This is a genomic window from Cyanobium sp. ATX 6E8 (genome assembly GCF_024346335.1).
In the GTDB taxonomy this organism is placed as follows: Bacteria; Cyanobacteriota; Cyanobacteriia; order PCC-6307; family Cyanobiaceae; genus Cyanobium_A.
The window spans coordinates 29,929-45,047 of record NZ_JAGQCT010000013.1; the positions used below are offsets into that span (position 1 = coordinate 29,929).

The 15,119-nt window shown below is 68.7% G+C and carries 17 protein-coding genes; 7 read left to right on the forward strand and 10 right to left on the reverse strand.

The features are described from left to right. Nucleotides 1-8: 8 nt before the first annotated feature. The 4 genes from bioD to KBY70_RS10875 are packed head-to-tail and all read right to left on the reverse strand — an operon-like array spanning nt 9 to nt 3,284. Nucleotides 9-665 (reverse strand): dethiobiotin synthase, encoded by a 657-nt coding sequence (gene bioD, locus KBY70_RS10860; protein ID WP_094561545.1) that lies wholly within the window; start codon nt 663-665, stop codon nt 9-11. Next, on the reverse strand, nt 662-1,453 hold the full coding sequence (locus KBY70_RS10865) for a methyltransferase domain-containing protein (RefSeq protein ID WP_254988514.1): 792 nt from the start codon (nt 1,451-1,453) through the stop codon (nt 662-664). Before KBY70_RS10865 ends, bioD begins: the two co-directional genes overlap by 4 nt. After that, nucleotides 1,450-2,133 carry an alpha/beta fold hydrolase gene (locus KBY70_RS10870; protein WP_254988515.1) on the reverse strand — a complete coding sequence of 228 codons (684 nt, stop codon included), beginning with the start codon at nt 2,131-2,133 and terminating at the stop codon, nt 1,450-1,452. The genes KBY70_RS10865 and KBY70_RS10870 overlap by 4 nt, the downstream gene beginning before the upstream one ends. Beyond that, nucleotides 2,124-3,284 carry an aminotransferase class I/II-fold pyridoxal phosphate-dependent enzyme gene (locus KBY70_RS10875; protein ID WP_094561567.1) on the reverse strand — a complete coding sequence of 387 codons (1,161 nt, stop codon included), beginning with the start codon at nt 3,282-3,284 and terminating at the stop codon, nt 2,124-2,126. The genes KBY70_RS10870 and KBY70_RS10875 overlap by 10 nt, the downstream gene beginning before the upstream one ends. A 258-nt stretch (nt 3,285-3,542) precedes the next feature. Here KBY70_RS10875 and KBY70_RS10880 point away from each other — a divergent pair, with 258 nt between their 5' ends. From KBY70_RS10880 to KBY70_RS10900, 5 genes are all read left to right on the forward strand, one after another. Beyond that, the gene (locus KBY70_RS10880; protein ID WP_094561371.1) at nt 3,543-3,812 is read left to right on the forward strand and encodes a ribbon-helix-helix protein, CopG family; all 270 of its coding nucleotides are present in this window, start codon (nt 3,543-3,545) and stop codon (nt 3,810-3,812) included. Further along, nucleotides 3,809-4,186 (forward strand): type II toxin-antitoxin system PemK/MazF family toxin, encoded by a 378-nt coding sequence (locus tag KBY70_RS10885; RefSeq protein ID WP_233128708.1) that lies wholly within the window; start codon nt 3,809-3,811, stop codon nt 4,184-4,186. Before KBY70_RS10880 ends, KBY70_RS10885 begins: the two co-directional genes overlap by 4 nt. 79 nt (nt 4,187-4,265) lie before the next feature. Next, nucleotides 4,266-7,028, forward strand: a complete 2,763-nt coding sequence (locus tag KBY70_RS10890; RefSeq protein WP_254988516.1) for a DEAD/DEAH box helicase — start codon at nt 4,266-4,268, stop codon at nt 7,026-7,028. 22 nt (nt 7,029-7,050) lie between these two features. After that, the gene (locus tag KBY70_RS10895; protein WP_094561376.1) at nt 7,051-7,485 is read left to right on the forward strand and encodes a 23S rRNA (pseudouridine(1915)-N(3))-methyltransferase RlmH; all 435 of its coding nucleotides are present in this window, start codon (nt 7,051-7,053) and stop codon (nt 7,483-7,485) included. A 129-nt stretch (nt 7,486-7,614) separates the two neighbouring features. Beyond that, nucleotides 7,615-8,103: a YbhB/YbcL family Raf kinase inhibitor-like protein gene (locus KBY70_RS10900; protein ID WP_254988517.1), complete on the forward strand. Its 489-nt coding sequence runs from the start codon at nt 7,615-7,617 to the stop codon at nt 8,101-8,103. Nucleotides 8,104-8,138: 35 nt separating this feature from the next. Here KBY70_RS10900 and purB read toward each other — a convergent pair whose 3' ends face one another. Together purB and KBY70_RS10910 are read right to left on the reverse strand one after the other, a co-directional pair. After that, nucleotides 8,139-9,434 carry an adenylosuccinate lyase gene (gene purB / locus KBY70_RS10905; RefSeq protein WP_254988518.1) on the reverse strand — a complete coding sequence of 432 codons (1,296 nt, stop codon included), beginning with the start codon at nt 9,432-9,434 and terminating at the stop codon, nt 8,139-8,141. A 69-nt stretch (nt 9,435-9,503) separates the two neighbouring features. Then, complete coding sequence (locus tag KBY70_RS10910; protein ID WP_094561367.1) at nt 9,504-9,716, reverse strand: hypothetical protein; 213 nt, start codon at nt 9,714-9,716, stop codon at nt 9,504-9,506. Nucleotides 9,717-9,828: 112 nt separating this feature from the next. On the opposite strand from KBY70_RS10910, the gene KBY70_RS10915 reads away from it, so the two are divergent. Further along, nucleotides 9,829-10,752 (forward strand): TlyA family RNA methyltransferase, encoded by a 924-nt coding sequence (locus KBY70_RS10915; protein ID WP_254988519.1) that lies wholly within the window; start codon nt 9,829-9,831, stop codon nt 10,750-10,752. Between the two features lie 31 nt (nt 10,753-10,783). Here KBY70_RS10915 and KBY70_RS10920 read toward each other — a convergent pair whose 3' ends face one another. Then, nucleotides 10,784-11,122, reverse strand: a complete 339-nt coding sequence (locus KBY70_RS10920; protein WP_094561365.1) for a P-II family nitrogen regulator — start codon at nt 11,120-11,122, stop codon at nt 10,784-10,786. A gap of 203 nt (nt 11,123-11,325) precedes the next feature. Between KBY70_RS10920 and queF the strand changes: the two genes are divergently transcribed. After that, on the forward strand, nt 11,326-11,751 hold the full coding sequence (gene queF / locus KBY70_RS10925; RefSeq protein ID WP_094561364.1) for a preQ(1) synthase: 426 nt from the start codon (nt 11,326-11,328) through the stop codon (nt 11,749-11,751). A 9-nt stretch (nt 11,752-11,760) separates the two neighbouring features. Here the strand turns inward: queF and KBY70_RS10930 are convergent, their stop codons facing one another. The 3 genes from KBY70_RS10930 to KBY70_RS10940 are packed head-to-tail and all read right to left on the reverse strand — an operon-like array spanning nt 11,761 to nt 14,975. Further along, complete coding sequence (locus KBY70_RS10930; protein WP_254988520.1) at nt 11,761-13,071, reverse strand: cytochrome c biogenesis protein ResB; 1,311 nt, start codon at nt 13,069-13,071, stop codon at nt 11,761-11,763. After that, nucleotides 13,068-13,814 (reverse strand): cytochrome c biogenesis protein CcdA, encoded by a 747-nt coding sequence (locus KBY70_RS10935; protein WP_094561362.1) that lies wholly within the window; start codon nt 13,812-13,814, stop codon nt 13,068-13,070. Before KBY70_RS10935 ends, KBY70_RS10930 begins: the two co-directional genes overlap by 4 nt. A gap of 9 nt (nt 13,815-13,823) precedes the next feature. Then, nucleotides 13,824-14,975 (reverse strand): FtsW/RodA/SpoVE family cell cycle protein, encoded by a 1,152-nt coding sequence (locus tag KBY70_RS10940; RefSeq protein WP_254988538.1) that lies wholly within the window; start codon nt 14,973-14,975, stop codon nt 13,824-13,826. Nucleotides 14,976-15,119: the final 144 nt, after the last annotated feature.

Genomic DNA, 15,119 nt, shown 5'->3' on the forward strand with positions numbered 1-15,119 from the left:
TTGCATGCTTATCGGTGGGTGGCCAAAGCCTTGATGAAAGTATCGCCCAGCCGTTGGATCTGCCATTGGCGGGCCAGCTCCCCGGCGGTGAGGGGCTCCAGCGGTGGCAACTGGGCCAGCACGGGCGTCTGGGCCAGGGCGGCCAGGGTGCGGGGGTTGTCGGGGTGGAGCGGCCCGTTGAGCACCAGGCCCAGAAGCGGAATGCCGCGGCGGCGCAGGGCTTCCACCGACAGCAGGGTGTGGTTGAGGGTGCCCAGGCCGCTGCGGGCCACCAGCAGCACCGGCAGCCCCCAGGCGGCCAGCTGCTCGATCTGCAGCCAGTCGCGGCGCAGCGGCACCAGCAGCCCGCCAGCGGTCTCCACCACCAACGGGGCATTCACCACCGGCAGGGCCAGTCGGGCCGGGTCGATCGTGAGGCCCTCCTGCTCGGCGGCCCAATGGGGCGACACCGGCGTCTGCAGTCGGTAGGCCTCCCGCAGCAGCCGTTCGGCCGGTAGCTGCAGCAGGGCCTGCAGCCGACCGCTGTCGCCGCCCCCCTCGAGCCCGCTCTGCACGGGCTTCCAGTAGTGAGCGCCCAGGCCCTGCACCACCAGGGCGCTCACCACCGTTTTGCCCACGTCAGTGTCGGTGCCGCAGATCACCAGCTGGGGGTGGCGGTGGTTCATGGGCTGGGGGCTTGGTTGGGGCGTTGGCCCAGCAGCAGCAACACCTCCCAGCTGACTTGGCCGTCGCTGGGCCAGCAGTCGAGCAGCCGGCGCAGTTGGGCTGGGCTCAGGCGGCCCGAGCGGCTGGTGCCCGCTCCGAGGGTTTTCAGCTGCTGCAGGAAGCCCAGGCCGCTGCCGTAGCCGCGGCTGAACTGCAGCCGGTGGCAGTGGCGCAGGCGCAGCCCCCCTTGGGCGCTGGCGGCCAGCAGCGCTTCGGCATTGGGCAGATCCAGGGCCGTGCAGGGCACGCCGGCAGCGGCGGCGGCGCGGTGCCACTGGGGGAAGCTGCCGCTCGTGGGCACGGCCACTGCCAGCCAGCCACCGGGTTGCAACTGGCCGCACCAGTGCCGCAGATGGCGGGCGGGATCGTCGAGCCACTGCAGGGCAAAGCTGGAGGTGAGCAGGGCGGCGTGCTGCAGCTGCTCGGGCAGGGGCTGGTTGAGGTCCCACACCAGTTGGTTGCTGGGGGCCGCCAGGGGGTTGTGGCTTAGCAGCGCGGGGCAGAGATCCAGCTGCAGCAGGGGTTGGTGGTCGCCCTGGTGGCGCAGGGCCTGCCCCACCAGTCCACTGCCGGCGCCCAGGTCGGCCCGTGGACCGTCGGGCAGGGGCAGCGCTCGGCAGAGGTGGGCCAGGCGCCAGGCCACCCCCTGCTGCAGCCGGGCCTGCTGGGTGTAGTGGTGGGCCTGCCGCGCGAAGCGGGCACTCACCTGGTGGCTGAAGGTTGGATTGGGGGCGGCAGCTGGGTTCATGCCAGAGCCTCGATCCATCTGCATACCAGGGGCATCAACGCCGGGCTCAGCAGGCAGTGCCCCACCCCGGCCAGGCTGAGCCGGTCGGCGGTAGGCAGGGCGTCGCGCAGCAGCGCGCGCGCCTCGGGCACCACGATCTGATCGGCGCCCCCCTCCACGATCAACACCCGGGCGCGGGCCGGAAACGCCGGGGGCAGGCCGGCGGTGGCGGCCAACAGGGCCAGGTCTTGCGCCAACCGTTGCCGACCGGCTTCGGTCAGGGGGGCCGCGGTGATGCCAGGCGGCAGCAGGTTGACCGGCTGGGGGGCTGCCGCCCGCTCCAAAAAGCTCTCCAGCATGGCGCCGGCCTGGGCGGAGGCCAGCTGCTCGGCCATGGCCGCCACCGCGGCGCGCAGCCGGCGGCCGGCGGGACCCTCGGGCACGAAGCGGCCGAAGCTGGCTAGCAGCACCACCGCGTCGGCTTGCTCCAGCACGGCGGGCGGCACCAGATGGGGGCCGAGCGAGTGGGCGATCAGCACCCGCGGCCCAGCTCCCTGCTGCCAGGCCACAGCCTTGGGGGGCTGCTGTCCGTAGCCCCGTTCGCCGCACTGCCAGCCCCAGCTGCGCTGCTGCCAGGCGGCCTGGAACGGTTCCCAGCCCTGGGCATCGCCGGCCCAGCCGTGCATGGCGATCACCTGCATGGTGGGTCTCCCAGGGCGGCCAGCAACCGCCCCAATGTGCCGGCTGGCAGGTCGTGACGCAGCACCAACCGCAAGCGCGCCGTGCCCTCCGGCACGGTGGGCGGGCGGATCGCCACGCTCAACAGTCCGGCGGCCTCCAGCCGGTGTTGCAGGGCCAGGGCGGCGCGGTCGTCGCCTACCAGCAGCGGCAGGATCGGCCCCACCCCGGGGGGACGCGGCCAGCCCGCGGCCTCCAGGGCGGTGCGCCAGCGCTCGGCTCGTTGCAGCAGCGCCGGGCCATGGGGCTCGGCCTGGATCTGGTGCAGGGCGGCCAGGGCGCCGGCGGCCAGGGGCGGAGCCAGGGCGGTGGTGTAGCGGAAGGGTCCGCTGAACTGCAGCAGCCACTCCATCACCAGGGTGTCGCCAGCCAGAAACGCCCCGCCGCTGCCGAAGGCTTTGCCGAAGGTGCCGCTGATCAGGGCGATCTCCGGCTGCCCCCCCTCCCCATTGAGGCCATAGCCCAGCCCCCGTCCGCCGGGGCCGAGCACCCCGAGGGCATGGGCTTCATCGAGCAGCAGCGCGGCGCCGTGGCCAGCGCACAGGGCCGCCAGGGCCGCTACATCTGGACTGGAGCCCTCCATCGAGAACAGGCTTTCGCTCAGCACCAGCAGCCGTTGGTTGGGGCGTTCCCGTCGGGCGGCCTGGAGCCGACGATCCAGATCGGCCAGGTTGTTGTGGGCAAAGCGCTGCAGCCCGGCGCCGCTGGCCCGCACCCCCGTGAGCAGGGACTGGTGAATGAGCCGATCGGCCAGCACCAGGCTGTGGCGATCGACCAGAGCGGCCACGGCCGCCAGGTTGGCCTGGAAGCCGCTGGGGAACAGCAGCGCCCGCTCGCGGCCCAGCCAACGCGCCAGGGCCGCTTCCAGTGCGGCATGGGCCGGCCGGCTGCCGCTCACCAGCCTTGAGGCGCCGGCGCCCACGCCCTCCCCCGCGGCGGCGGCCTGGGCCGCGGCCACCAGGGCGGGGTGGCGGCTCAGTCCGAGGTAGTCGTTGCTGGCCAGATCGAGCAGGGGGGCTGCGGCGCTGGTTCGGAGGGCTGCGGCGTCAGCGGGTTCAAAGCTGCGCAGGGCGCGCCGGCGCTGCTCGGGAAGGTCCGCGAGCTGGCGCTGCAGCTCCTGCCGCCAGTGGGCGGACGGGTCGCTGCTCTCTGATGAGCTCCATCCCAATGGCCTTGATCCCAATGATCCGACCGCAGTGGCCAAACGCTAGATCGCGCCTGGGACAGGGCGGGCACTAACGGTTTGAACGTGCCCGTGCCCAAGGTCCTGGTGTGCCTTCCCCGGGAAGCTCATCTCTGAGGGCTTTGCGACCTGTTGAACGTTCTGTTTCACAAACCCAAATCGCCTCCACCCCCCCCACCCCACCCCCCCGTGCGTTCAGCCCTCTCCCTCCCGAAGCCCCTCTCCGCCGGCCGGCACCTGGGGGTGCGGCTGGATCCTGAGCTGGAGGCGAGTCTGCAGCTGGTGGCGGCTCAGACCGGTTCCAGCGTCAGCGATTGCGTGCGCCGTGCCTTGCGGCTGTATCTGCGTCCATTTCGCGATGGCGAGGAGTGTCGCCGCCAGTCGCGCCTGGTGGCCCGATGGGAGGCCTGTGATGCGCAGCTGGCCCGGCTGCCCTGCTGGAGTGATTGGACCCCATGACGGCCCCTAAGACCCAACCCCAACGGCAGCCTGTGATCCCCTTGCGCCGTGGGGCGGTGGTGCGACTGGGTAATCCTGTGGCGAGTGGTGATCCCCAGCGGCGGCTGGCCGTGGTGGTGCAGGCCGATCGCTGGCTGAGCGATCATCCGACCCTCACCTGCTGTCCGCTCACCACCCGGATGCTGGAGGCCCCGCTGCTGCGCTTGTCCCTGGAGCCCTCAGCGGTCAATGGCCTGCCGCGGCCAGCCCAGCTGATGGTGGACAAGCTGTTCACGGCATCGCGGCCCCAGGTGCGCGCGCTGCTGGGCCTGTTGCAGGGGGAGGAGCTGGCCCGGTTGGAACGGGCGCTGCGCCAGTGGCTGGAGTTGGCTTGAGCCGGATCACCCCCGTGCCGGCCACCGGTGCGCAACGCGCAAGGCTGCGTCCCTCAGCCGGGGCCCATAGGATCACTCCATGCCCCAGTCTGCGCCGGTGTCTGCAGCCCTCGATCCGGCGGCAATTTTTCCCTTTCCGCTCGACGACTTCCAGTTGGAGGCGATCGATGCCCTCAACCAGGGCCACTCGGTGGTGGTGAGCGCTCCGACGGGTTCGGGCAAGACGCTGGTGGGCGAATACGCCATCTACCGAGCCCTGGCCCACGGCCAGAAGGTGTTTTACACCACGCCGCTGAAGGCACTCTCCAACCAGAAGCTGCGCGATTTCCGCGCGCAGTTTGGCGCCGACAAGGTGGGCTTGCTCACCGGCGACCTCAGCCTCAACCGTGAGGCCCAGGTGGTGGTGATGACCACCGAGATCTTCCGCAACATGCTCTATGCGGAAGTGGATGGGGGAGACGATCCGCTCGAGGGCGTGGAGGCGGTGGTGCTCGATGAGTGCCACTACATGAACGACTCCCAGCGGGGCACCGTGTGGGAGGAATCGATCATTCACTGCCCGCCGCCGGTGCAGCTGGTGGCCCTCTCGGCCACGGTGGCCAATGCCGGCCAGCTCACCGATTGGATCGAGCGGGTGCACGGCCCCACCCGCCTGGTGTTCAGCGACCACCGGCCGGTGCCGCTCGCGTTCAGCTTCTGCAGTGCCAAGGGCCTGCACCCCCTGCTCAACGAGGAGGGCACCGGGCTCCATCCCAACTGCAAGGTGTGGCGGGCCCCCAAGGGCAGCCACCGCAAGGGCCCGAAAACGCCCAAGCCGCCCCAGCCCGAGGCGCCGCCGCTTGGCTTTGTGGTGGCCCAGATGGCCGAGCGCGAGATGCTGCCCGCCATCTATTTCATCTTCAGCCGCCGCGGCTGCGACAAGGGGGTCAAGGAGCTTGGCAAGGCCAATCTGGTGACCCCGGCGGAGCAGGCACGCATCAAGGCCCGGCTCGACGCCTTTGTGGCGGCCACCCCCGAGGCGGTGCGGGAGGGCGGCCACGCCGAGGCGCTGCTGCGGGGCATAGCCGCCCACCATGCCGGCGTGCTGCCGGCGTGGAAGGAACTGATCGAGGAGCTGTTCCAGCAGGGCTTGATCAAGGTGGTGTTCGCCACCGAAACCCTGGCCGCCGGCATCAACATGCCGGCCCGCACCACGGTGATCTCGGCGCTGTCCAAGCGCACTGAGCGGGGCCACCGGGCACTGATGGGCAGTGAATTCCTGCAGATGGCCGGCCGTGCCGGCCGGCGGGGCCTCGACTCCCAGGGTTATGTGGTGACGGTGCAGAGCCGCTTTGAGGGGGTGCGCGAAGCGGGCCAGCTGGCCACCGCGCCTGCCGATCCGCTGGTCAGCCAGTTCACGCCCAGCTACGGCATGGTGCTCAACCTGCTGCAGCGCTACGACCTGGCCAAGGCCAAGGAGCTGGTGGAGCGTAGCTTCGGGCGCTATTTGGCCACCTTGGATCTGGCTGAAGACGAGGCCCGGATCGCCCAGCTGATGCAGCAGCTCGAGGGCCTCGAAGATGGCTCCGGCGAGGTGCCCTGGGACGACTTCGAGGACTACGAGAAACAGCGGGGGCACCTGCGCGAGGAGCGCCGCATCCTGCGGATCCTGCAGCAGCAGGCCGAGGAAACCCTCGCCCATGAGCTCACCCTGGCCCTGCAGTTCGCCAGCGAAGGCACCCTGGTGAGCCTCAAGGCCCCTCAGCTGCGCGGCCGGGTGACACCAGCGGTGATCGTCGAGAAGGTGAAGGGGCCGGGCCAGTTCCCCCTGCTGCTCTGCCTCACCGACGACAACGTATGGCTGCTGCTGCCCTGCGGCGCCGTGGTGGCCCTGCATGCCGAGCTCAGCTGCCTGCAGGTGGGCCAGGTGGAGGCGCCCGAGCTGCGCCATGCCGGCGAGCTGCGCCACGGCGACCAGGCCAGCGGCGGCCTCGCCCTGGCGGTGGCCCACATGGCCAGCCGCCACGACATGGTCACCCCCCAATACGACCTGGCGGGCGAGGTGCAGGCCCACGCTCAGCTGGTGCATGACCTGGAGGAGCAGCTGGAGCTGCATCCGGCCCACCGTTGGGGTGACCGCCGCCAGCTCAAGAAGCACCGCCGGCGCATGGAGGAGCTGCAGCTGGAGATCGACGAGCGCCAGCGGCTGCTGCACTTCCGCTCCAACCGCCACTGGGACACCTTCCTGGCCTTGATCGAGGTGCTGCGCTTCTTCGGGGCCCTGGCGGGGGCCGATGGGCTGGAGCCCACCGTGGTGGGCCGCACCGTGGCGGCCCTGCGCGGCGACAACGAGCTGTGGCTGGGGCTGGCGTTGATGAGTGGCCACCTCGATGAGCTCGATCCGCCCCAGCTGGCGGCGGTGTTTGAGGCGATTTCCACCGAGGTGAATCGGCCGGATCTCTGGTGCGGCTACCCGCAGCCCCCGGCTGCCGAGGAGGCCCTGCACGATCTGCGCGGTCTGCGCCGGGAGCTGGAGCGCCAGCAGGAGCGCGCCAAGGTCACTTTCCCGCTCTGGTGGGAGCCCGAGCTCACCGGCCTGGTGCACGCCTGGGCCAAGGGGGCCAGCTGGAGCGACGTGATCGCCAACACCTCCCTCGACGAAGGCGATGTGGTGCGGATCCTGCGCCGCACGGTGGATCTGCTGGCCCAGGTGCCCTACTGCGAGGCGATCAGTGAGCAGCTGCGCACCAAAGCCCGCGCCGCCCTGAAGGCGATCAACCGCTTCCCGGTGTGCGAGATCGAAGATCTGCTGGCCAGCGGCAATGGCCAGCTCGACCCGGCCACCGAACGCCCCCAGGCCTGAGGTTGGTGGGCAGTAACCCGTGATCAACTCCGCCCGCATCCGCATCATCGCCGTGGGCAAGGTGCGCAAGGGTTGGGTGCAGGAGGGAGTCGCTCTCTACCGCAAGCGCCTGCCAGGACTGGTGATCACGGAGCTCAAGGACTCCACGATGGTCAAGGAAGCTGCGGCGATCACGGCGGCCCTCCAAGCTGATGAACGGCTGGTGGTGCTTACCGAAGAGGGCCGCAGCGTCGATTCGCTCAGCTTCGCCGAGCAGCTGCGCGATTCAGGCTCGGATCGCCTCGCCTTCGTGATCGGCGGCGCCGATGGGCTGGACCCAGGGCTCAAGGCCAGAGCCAGCTGGCGCCTCAGCCTCTCACCGATGACATTCCCCCACGAGCTGGCCCGACTGCTGCTGCTGGAGCAGCTCTATCGCGCCACGTCCATCCTCCAGGGTGGCCCGTATCACAAGGCTTAGTCGCGCGGCTCTGTCGTGATCGTCAGGCAGCGGATGCGTGGCGACCCTGCTGTGATCCCAGCGAGAAGGCGCGGCAACGCTTCGGGATTGGTTGGCACCGGCTCAGGCTGTGGAGGCCGAGACCGAACGATGTCGAGCAGCAACGGCTCCTTCCAGCTCACCTCCCCTGGGTTTGTCGATGGGGGCAGGATTCCTTCGATCCACTGTGCCGATGGCCTGAATCTCTCCCCGCCGCTGCGCTGGCACGGAGCACCGAGCTCCACCGTCAGCTTTGCGCTGGTTCTGGAGGATCCCGATGCGCCGGGGGGCACCTGGGTGCACTGGGTGCTGTTCAACCTCCCGGCTGAGCACCAGGGCCTGCCGGCCGGCCTGGATCGGGCACCCCAGCTTCCCAGTGGCGCCTGCCACGGTGCCTGTTGGGGCGTCGCCGACTTCCATCGCATCGGCTACCAGGGGCCGGAGCCGCCACTGGGGCAGACCCATCGCTACATCTTCAGCCTGTTTGCCCTCGACACCAGCCTGGATCTGGAGCCTGGCATCACGGTGGCACAGCTCCAGCAGGCCATGGCCGGCCATCAGCTGGCTACGGCCCAGCTCACGGGGGTTTACAGCCGCTAGTGCTGCACCCCCTCTGGGGCCCAGCGCTGAGACGCTCAAACCCCCAGCCGCTCCCAGATCACGCCCAGGTTCTCCTGGTGCAGGTCGGTGGAGAAGCAGTCGGCCAGCTGCTCGAGGCTGAGGCGGCTGGTCACCTCACCGTCGGCCTCGAGGTTGGCGCGGAAGTTGCCCCCCTCGGTGTTCCAGGCGGTGTGGGCGTTGCGCTGCACGATCCGGTAGGCATCTTCGCGGTTGATGCCGCTCTCCACCAGGGCCAGCAGCACCCGCTGGCTGAACACCACGCCGCCGTAGACGTTCATGTTGCGGGCCATGTTGTCGGGGTAGACCCCCAGGCCCTTCACCACGTCGGTCATCTCCCGCAGCATGAAGTGCAGGGTGGCCGAGCAGTCGGGCAGCATCATCCGCTCCACCGAGCTGTGGCTGATGTCGCGCTCGTGCCAGAGGGCGCAGTTTTCCAGGGCCGCCACTACGTAGCTGCGCAGCACCCGCGCCAGGCCGCTGATGCGCTCGCTGCGGATCGGGTTGCGTTTGTGGGGCATGGCCGAGCTGCCCTTCTGCCCCTTGGCGAAGTTCTCTTCCACCTCGAGCACATCGGTGCGCTGCAGGTTGCGGATCTCGGTGGAGAAGCGCTCCAGGGCGGCGCCCACCAGGGCGAGCGTTTGCACGTATTCGGCGTGGCGATCGCGGGAGATCACCTGGGTGCTGGCCGTATCCGGCTCCAGGCCGAGCTTGGCGCAGGCGATCGCTTCCACCTGGGGGTCGGTGTTGGCGTAGGTGCCCATGGCACCGCTGATCTGGCCCACGCTCACCACCCGCTCGAGGCGATCCAGCCGGTCGCGGTTGCGCTCCACCTCCGCCAGCCAGCCCGCCACCTTGAAGCCGAAGGTGATCGGCTCGCCGTGGATGGCGTGGGAGCGGCCGATCATCACCGTGCCCTTGTGGGCGCGGGCTAAAGCCCTAAGGGCGTCTGCGAGAGCGTCAAGCTCGGTGCGCAGCAGCTGCACCGAGGCCTTCAGTTGCAGTGCCAGGCCCGTGTCGAGCACATCGGAGCTGGTCATGCCCACGTGGATGTGGCGCCCGGCGTCACCCACGTGCTCGTTCACGTTGGTGAGAAAGGCGATCACGTCGTGCCGCACTTCCGCCTCGATCTCGAGGATGCGCTCGACGCTGAAGCTGGCCTTCTGCTTGATCGTGGCCACGGCCTCGGCGGGCACCCGGCCCAGCTCGCAGTTGGCTTCGGTGGCGGCGATCTCCACATCCAGCCAGCTCTGGAACTTGGCTTCCTCACTCCAGAGGTTGCCCATTTCGGGCAGGGTGTAACGCTCGATCAAGGCCGCGTTTGGCTCACGTCCAGACCAATGTATGGGTGCGTCCCCTGGGGACTGGTTAGGCCGCAGTTGTCAGGCCGCCGCAGTCAGGCGACGGTGCTCCACTTCCCAGTGCACCTGATGTCCCCAAGCCTGCTGGCGCACCCAGCAGCGTCCGCCGCGGCACTGGATCAGTTGGAAGGGAGGCAAATCATGCGGTTGGTTGCGCAGTTTGACGAAGCTGCCGGGGTAGAGCAGCTCCAGCACGTTGTTGGTTTTTTGGGCGCGGTGGATCAAGGTGGCCATCGCTGCCGCTTCGAAGTTGGAATATATCCTCCGCTGAGTTTTGAGCGGGAGACGGGCTTGCTTGGAATGTGTTCCGTTTGCGTTGTGGTTTGATCACAAAAGCGCGAGTGCCATGGCCAGCAAACAACGCCTGGATCTGGAGCTGGTGGCCCGCGGCCTGGCCGCCAGCCGCCAGCAGGCCCAACAGCTGATTCGGGCCGGGAGGGTGCGGCAGGGCGATCGTGTGCTCGACAAGCCGGGCACGGAGGTGTTGCCGGAGGCGGAGCTGCTGGTGCAGCAGCCGCCCCGGTTCGTCTCCCGCGGTGGTGAGAAGTTGCTCGAGGCGCTGGCGCGCTTTCCGCTGCAGGTGGAGGGCCGCGTTTGCCTCGATGGCGGCATCTCTACCGGCGGCTTCAGCGACTGCCTGCTTCAGCACGGCGCCGCGCGCGTCTATGGCATTGATGTGGGTTACGGCCAAACCGCCTGGAGCCTGCGCAGCGATCCCCGAGTGGTGCTGCGCGAGCGCACCAACCTGCGCCACCTCAGCCCCGCAGACCTCTACGGCCCGGAGGACCCTTTGCCCGATCTGGCGGTGGCCGATGTGTCGTTCATCTCCCTGGCCCTGGTGTTGCCGGCCCTGCTGGGCTTGCTCCAGAACGAGGTGCCCGTCGATCTGGTGCTGCTGGTCAAGCCCCAGTTCGAGGTGGGCAAGAGCCGCGTCGGCAAGGGCGGGGTCGTGCGCGATCCCGTCGCCCACTGCGATGCGATTGCGGGGGTGATTGCGGCGGCCGGGGCGTTGGGGCTGAAGGCCTGCGGCCTGGTGGCGTCGCCGATCACCGGGCCCGCCGGCAACCACGAATACCTGTTGTGGCTGCGGCGCTTGGGCGTTGTTCAACACGATGTTGCACAAACCGCAAACCCCCAACAGGCAAACCCCCAACAGGTAAACCCCGAACAGGCAACCCCTGCTCCGCTAGCCACGGCGACCGTGGGCCCCGCCCAGATCAAAGCCCTGGTGGCCAGCACGCTGACCACCAGGGCTCGAGGGGATGGCTGAACGGCGCTGGTGCCGACAAGCTCAGCTCAGATCAGATGGCGCCGCTGTCGCGGTCGCCGGTGCGGATGCGGATCACCGAGTCGATCGTGCTGACGAAGATCTTGCCGTCACCGATTTCGCCGGTACGGGCCGCGTCCTGAACCGCTGAAACCACGGTATCGACTTTGTCGTCGTCGACGACGATTTCCAATTTCAGCTTCTGCAGGAACTCCACGGTGAATTCCGAGCCGCGGTAGCGCTCCACCTGGCCCTTCTGACGGCCAAATCCGCGCACCTCGCTCACGGTCATGCCCACGATCCCCGCGTTCACCAGCGCGATCTTGACGTCCTCGAGCTTGAAGGGACGAATGATGGCCTCAACTTTTTTCATAGGAACAGCTCGGGCTAGATAGAAGTCTCTCAGGAAATCCCTGCCGGTGGGAGGGAATCGCCCCATTAGGCCCGAGCTTTGCGGGGGTCGTCGTAGCGGTTGTTACCGGCGGGGGCGCTCGCGCGGGGCGCCGGAGTGGCTTCCCGGTTCTTTCTAGGATCGCCGTGCACGCCGGGCCTCTGGCCGGGCCGTTTCCCCTTTCCATGTCCTCCAGCTCCGCAGCTCCCGCCAGCCCTGATCGCACCCAAACGCCGCTCTATGGCGAGCGGGCCATCGCCGAGGCGGAGCTGATCTGCTTCGACAATCCCCGGCCCGGACGCCCCTACGAGATTTCGATCGAGCTGCCCGAGTTCACCTGCAAGTGCCCGTTTTCGGGCTACCCCGACTTCGCCGTGCTGCGTCTGCTCTATCAGCCTGGCCCCCGGGTGGTGGAGCTCAAGGCGATCAAGCTCTACGTGAACAGCTACCGCGACCGCTCCATCTCCCATGAGGAGGTGGCCAACCGCATTCTCGACGACCTGGTGGCCGCCACCGATCCCCAGTGGATGCAGCTGGAAGCCGACTTCCATCCCCGCGGCAACGTGCACACCGTGGTGCGGGTCAGCCACGGCACGCGGCTGCCCTGCTGACGGGCCACCTCAGAGCTGGCTCAGGAGCTGGGGTAGTTCGGTGGCAAAGCCGGTGAGGTTGCGGTTGCACAGCCCGGCCACGTGCAATTGGCCCTGCTGGCCCGGTTGCTCCTCGGCGATCGCCCACAGCTGACGGGTGGCCAGCAGGCTGAGGCCTCCACCGGCCAGGGCGATGGCAAAGCCGGCATAAACGAGGGGCACGCCCGGATCCCGCTTCAGCAGGATGCCGCTGGCGGGCAGCACGCTCTCCACCCGGATCGGCAGACCCTTCACCTCCACGGGTTCACCACCGGGGGCGATCTGGCTGAGCAAGCTGCCATCGGCGCCGTACACATCCACTGGCCCCTGCTCACTGCTCAGGCTGAGCAGCACCGGCTCGCTGCCATCGGGCCGGGTTGGCAGCACCAGCCCCCACACCTGCTCGCCCAGCTGAGGGAAGCTCTGCAGCGGCAGTTGCAGCAGCGGACTCTTGCCCAGTTGCACCGTGATCGCCGCCAGGGCCCAGTCGGCCTGATAGAGGGTCACTCCCTGGAAGCGCAGCGGATGGTTGACGCTGATTTGCGCCTGCTTCAGCAGGCTGCCTTCGCTGCCGTCGCCCTCAAGGATGCGCAGCTGGGACGTGAATTGCTCTGGTAGGCCGGCGGGATCCCGTTGGATGGCGAAGCGGTCGAGGGCGAGAGTGAGCCGGCTGCTGCCGCGGCTGTCCATCAGCTCGAGGCTGCGGCCGGGGGCCAGGTATTGCTCGGCCCGCTGACCGCCTACGGCCCCCCAGGCGGCACCCAGCATCAACACCACCATGCCGGCATGGACGAGCATGGGGCCCACCCGGCCCACCACCCCCTTGCGGGCCGCCAGGCGCCCCTCCTGGAGCTGGATCTGCCAACCCTGACGCTGCAGCAGCTGGGCCAGCGTGTCCAGGCTGGAGCTGGGGCTAGGGGTGGGCAGGGTTTCGGCCACGCTCAATTTGCTGAGCTGGCGAGGGGAGCGGTAGTCGATCCAGCGCAGGGCGGCCTGCAGGGCGGGCCACTGGCGGCGCCAACTGCAGAGCAGCAGTGACAGGGCCAGCCAGGCCAGCAGCCCTAGAAACCAGCCGCTGGAATAGACATGGTCGAGCTGCAGGGCCATCACCCCATCGCCGCCCAGCAGGCCCAGCCAGGGTTGGGGGTCGTAAAGCCGGTGATAAAACTCGGCGGTTTCCTGCTGCGGGATGGCCGTGCCAACCCCGCTGGCGACGGCAATCACCAGCAGCAGCACAATCGCCAGGCGCAGATCGGAGATCCAGCCCAGCACCCGGGTGAAGCCTCTGATGGAGCTGGTCATCGCCAGTTGGCCACCAGGGTGAGGGCACCGGTGGTGACCAGCACCACGCCGCTGATCGGTGGCACCCATTGACCCACCCGGCGAAGGCTGAGTAGGTGCGGCAAACTGGCCGCCGCGGTGCCCGCCAGCAGCAGCGGCACGACCTGGCCCGCGCCGAAGCTGGTCAGCAGCAGCATCCCCACCAGGGGTTTGCCGTTTTGGGCTATCCAGGCCAGCAGCACCGCTAACACCGGCGTGGTGCAGGGGGTGGCCGCCAGCCCGAAGGCCAGGCCCGCAGCCATCGGCGCCAGTGGCGCCGGCACGCGGCGACGCCACACCTCCGGATCGGGGCCGGCGGGCAGGGGCAGCTTGAGCAGGCCAAGCAGGTTGAGCCCCATCAGCAGGGCCAGCACCGCCACCACAGTCGGAATCAGGCCAGGAATCTGGCCATAGATGCGGCCCAGCAGCCCACTCACCAAGCCCAGCAGCACCAGGGCCGCCACAATCCCTGCAGTGAAGCTGAGGCTGCGCAGCCAGGGGGTCTGACGCTGGGCCAATGCAGCACTGCCGGTTTCGTTGCTGAAGCCGGCCAGGTAGGCCAGGGTGATTGGCAACAGCGATAGCGAGCAGGGGCCCAGGCTGGTGAGCAGCCCGCCTGCAAACACCACGGCCACGGTGCCGGGTGAGGGGCTGGCCAGGGATTGCTGCAGCAGCGCCTCGCTGGTGCGGGCCCAATCGGCCAGTTGGGGCCCAAGGCTGATCATCTGGTCAGCCTATCGGGCGGCTGCGGTGCGCCGGCGGCGGGGGGTGGAGGCGAGGCCGCCTGCTTCCAGCGAGCAGCGGATCAGCAGGCCGCACACCAGCAGGCTGGCCATCAGCGAGTTGCCGCCGTAGCTGATCAGCGGCAAGGGCAGGCCGGTGGTGGGCATGGCGCCACTGGCCACCGCGATGTTGAGAATCGATTGACCCACCAGCAGGGTGGTGCAGCCGATGGCGATCAGGCGCTGCTGGTTGCTGCGGCAACTCAGAGCTACCCGCAGGCCCACAAAACCAAACAGCAGCAGAAACAGCAGCAGCACCACCGATCCCACAAAGCCAAACTCCTCGGCAAACACAGCGAAGATGAAATCGGTGCTCTGGATCGGCAGGTATTGCAGTTTCTGGGTGGATAGGCCAAAACCCTCCCCCAGAACGCCTCCCGAGCCGATGGCCAACAGGCTCTGCACCAGCTGGTAGCCATCGCCCTGGGCATCGCGCCACGGATCGAGAAACGACGCCACCCGCAGGCGCTGATAGTTGTTCATCAGGATGCTGGCGCTGCCGAGCAGACCCCCGGCACCGGCGGCCCCCAGCAGCAGGGGTAGAGAGAGGCCGCCGGCCAGCGCCATCAGCCAGAGCAGCAGGCCGGAAAGGGCGGCGGTGCTGAGGTTGGGCTGCTTGAGGATCAGCAGAATCAGCGCCCCGAACACCCCAAGCCACAGCAGCTTCTGATCGCCGCCGATGCGCTTCCAGTGGGCAAACAGCGCAGCCCCCTGCAGCACCAGGAAGGGCTTCACCAATTCCGACGGTTGCAGCTGGACGGGACCGACCACCAGCCAGCGGCTCGCCCCATTGACGGTGCTGCCGACCACCAGGGTGGCCGCAATCATGATGATGCCGACCCAGAGCCCCAGGGGGGCGAGGTGCAGCCAGCGCCGCAGGCTGGTGCGTAGGCCGAGCCAGAGCAGGCCCCAGCTGGCCACCATCCAGATGAGCTGGCGCTTGAGATAGAAGGCTCCATCGCCCATTTCCCGTTCCGCCACCCACCAGCTCGCTGAGGTGAGCACCAGCAATCCGATCACGCTCCAGAGCGCCACCATGCCCAGCAGCAGCCGCGCCTCTGCGGGCCACTGGTCCCAGGGCAGGGGCAACAGGCCTCCGCCGATGCTGCGGCTTGGCGAGGCGTTGCTGCTGGTGGTGTGGGTTGCGGTTCGGGCCAAGACAAGGAGTAAGGAGTGCCGGAGCGGCACCATCCTGAGGCCCTATTGAGCCGTGTTTGGGTGGTGGTTGTCGAGCCCCTTCGAGCCAAT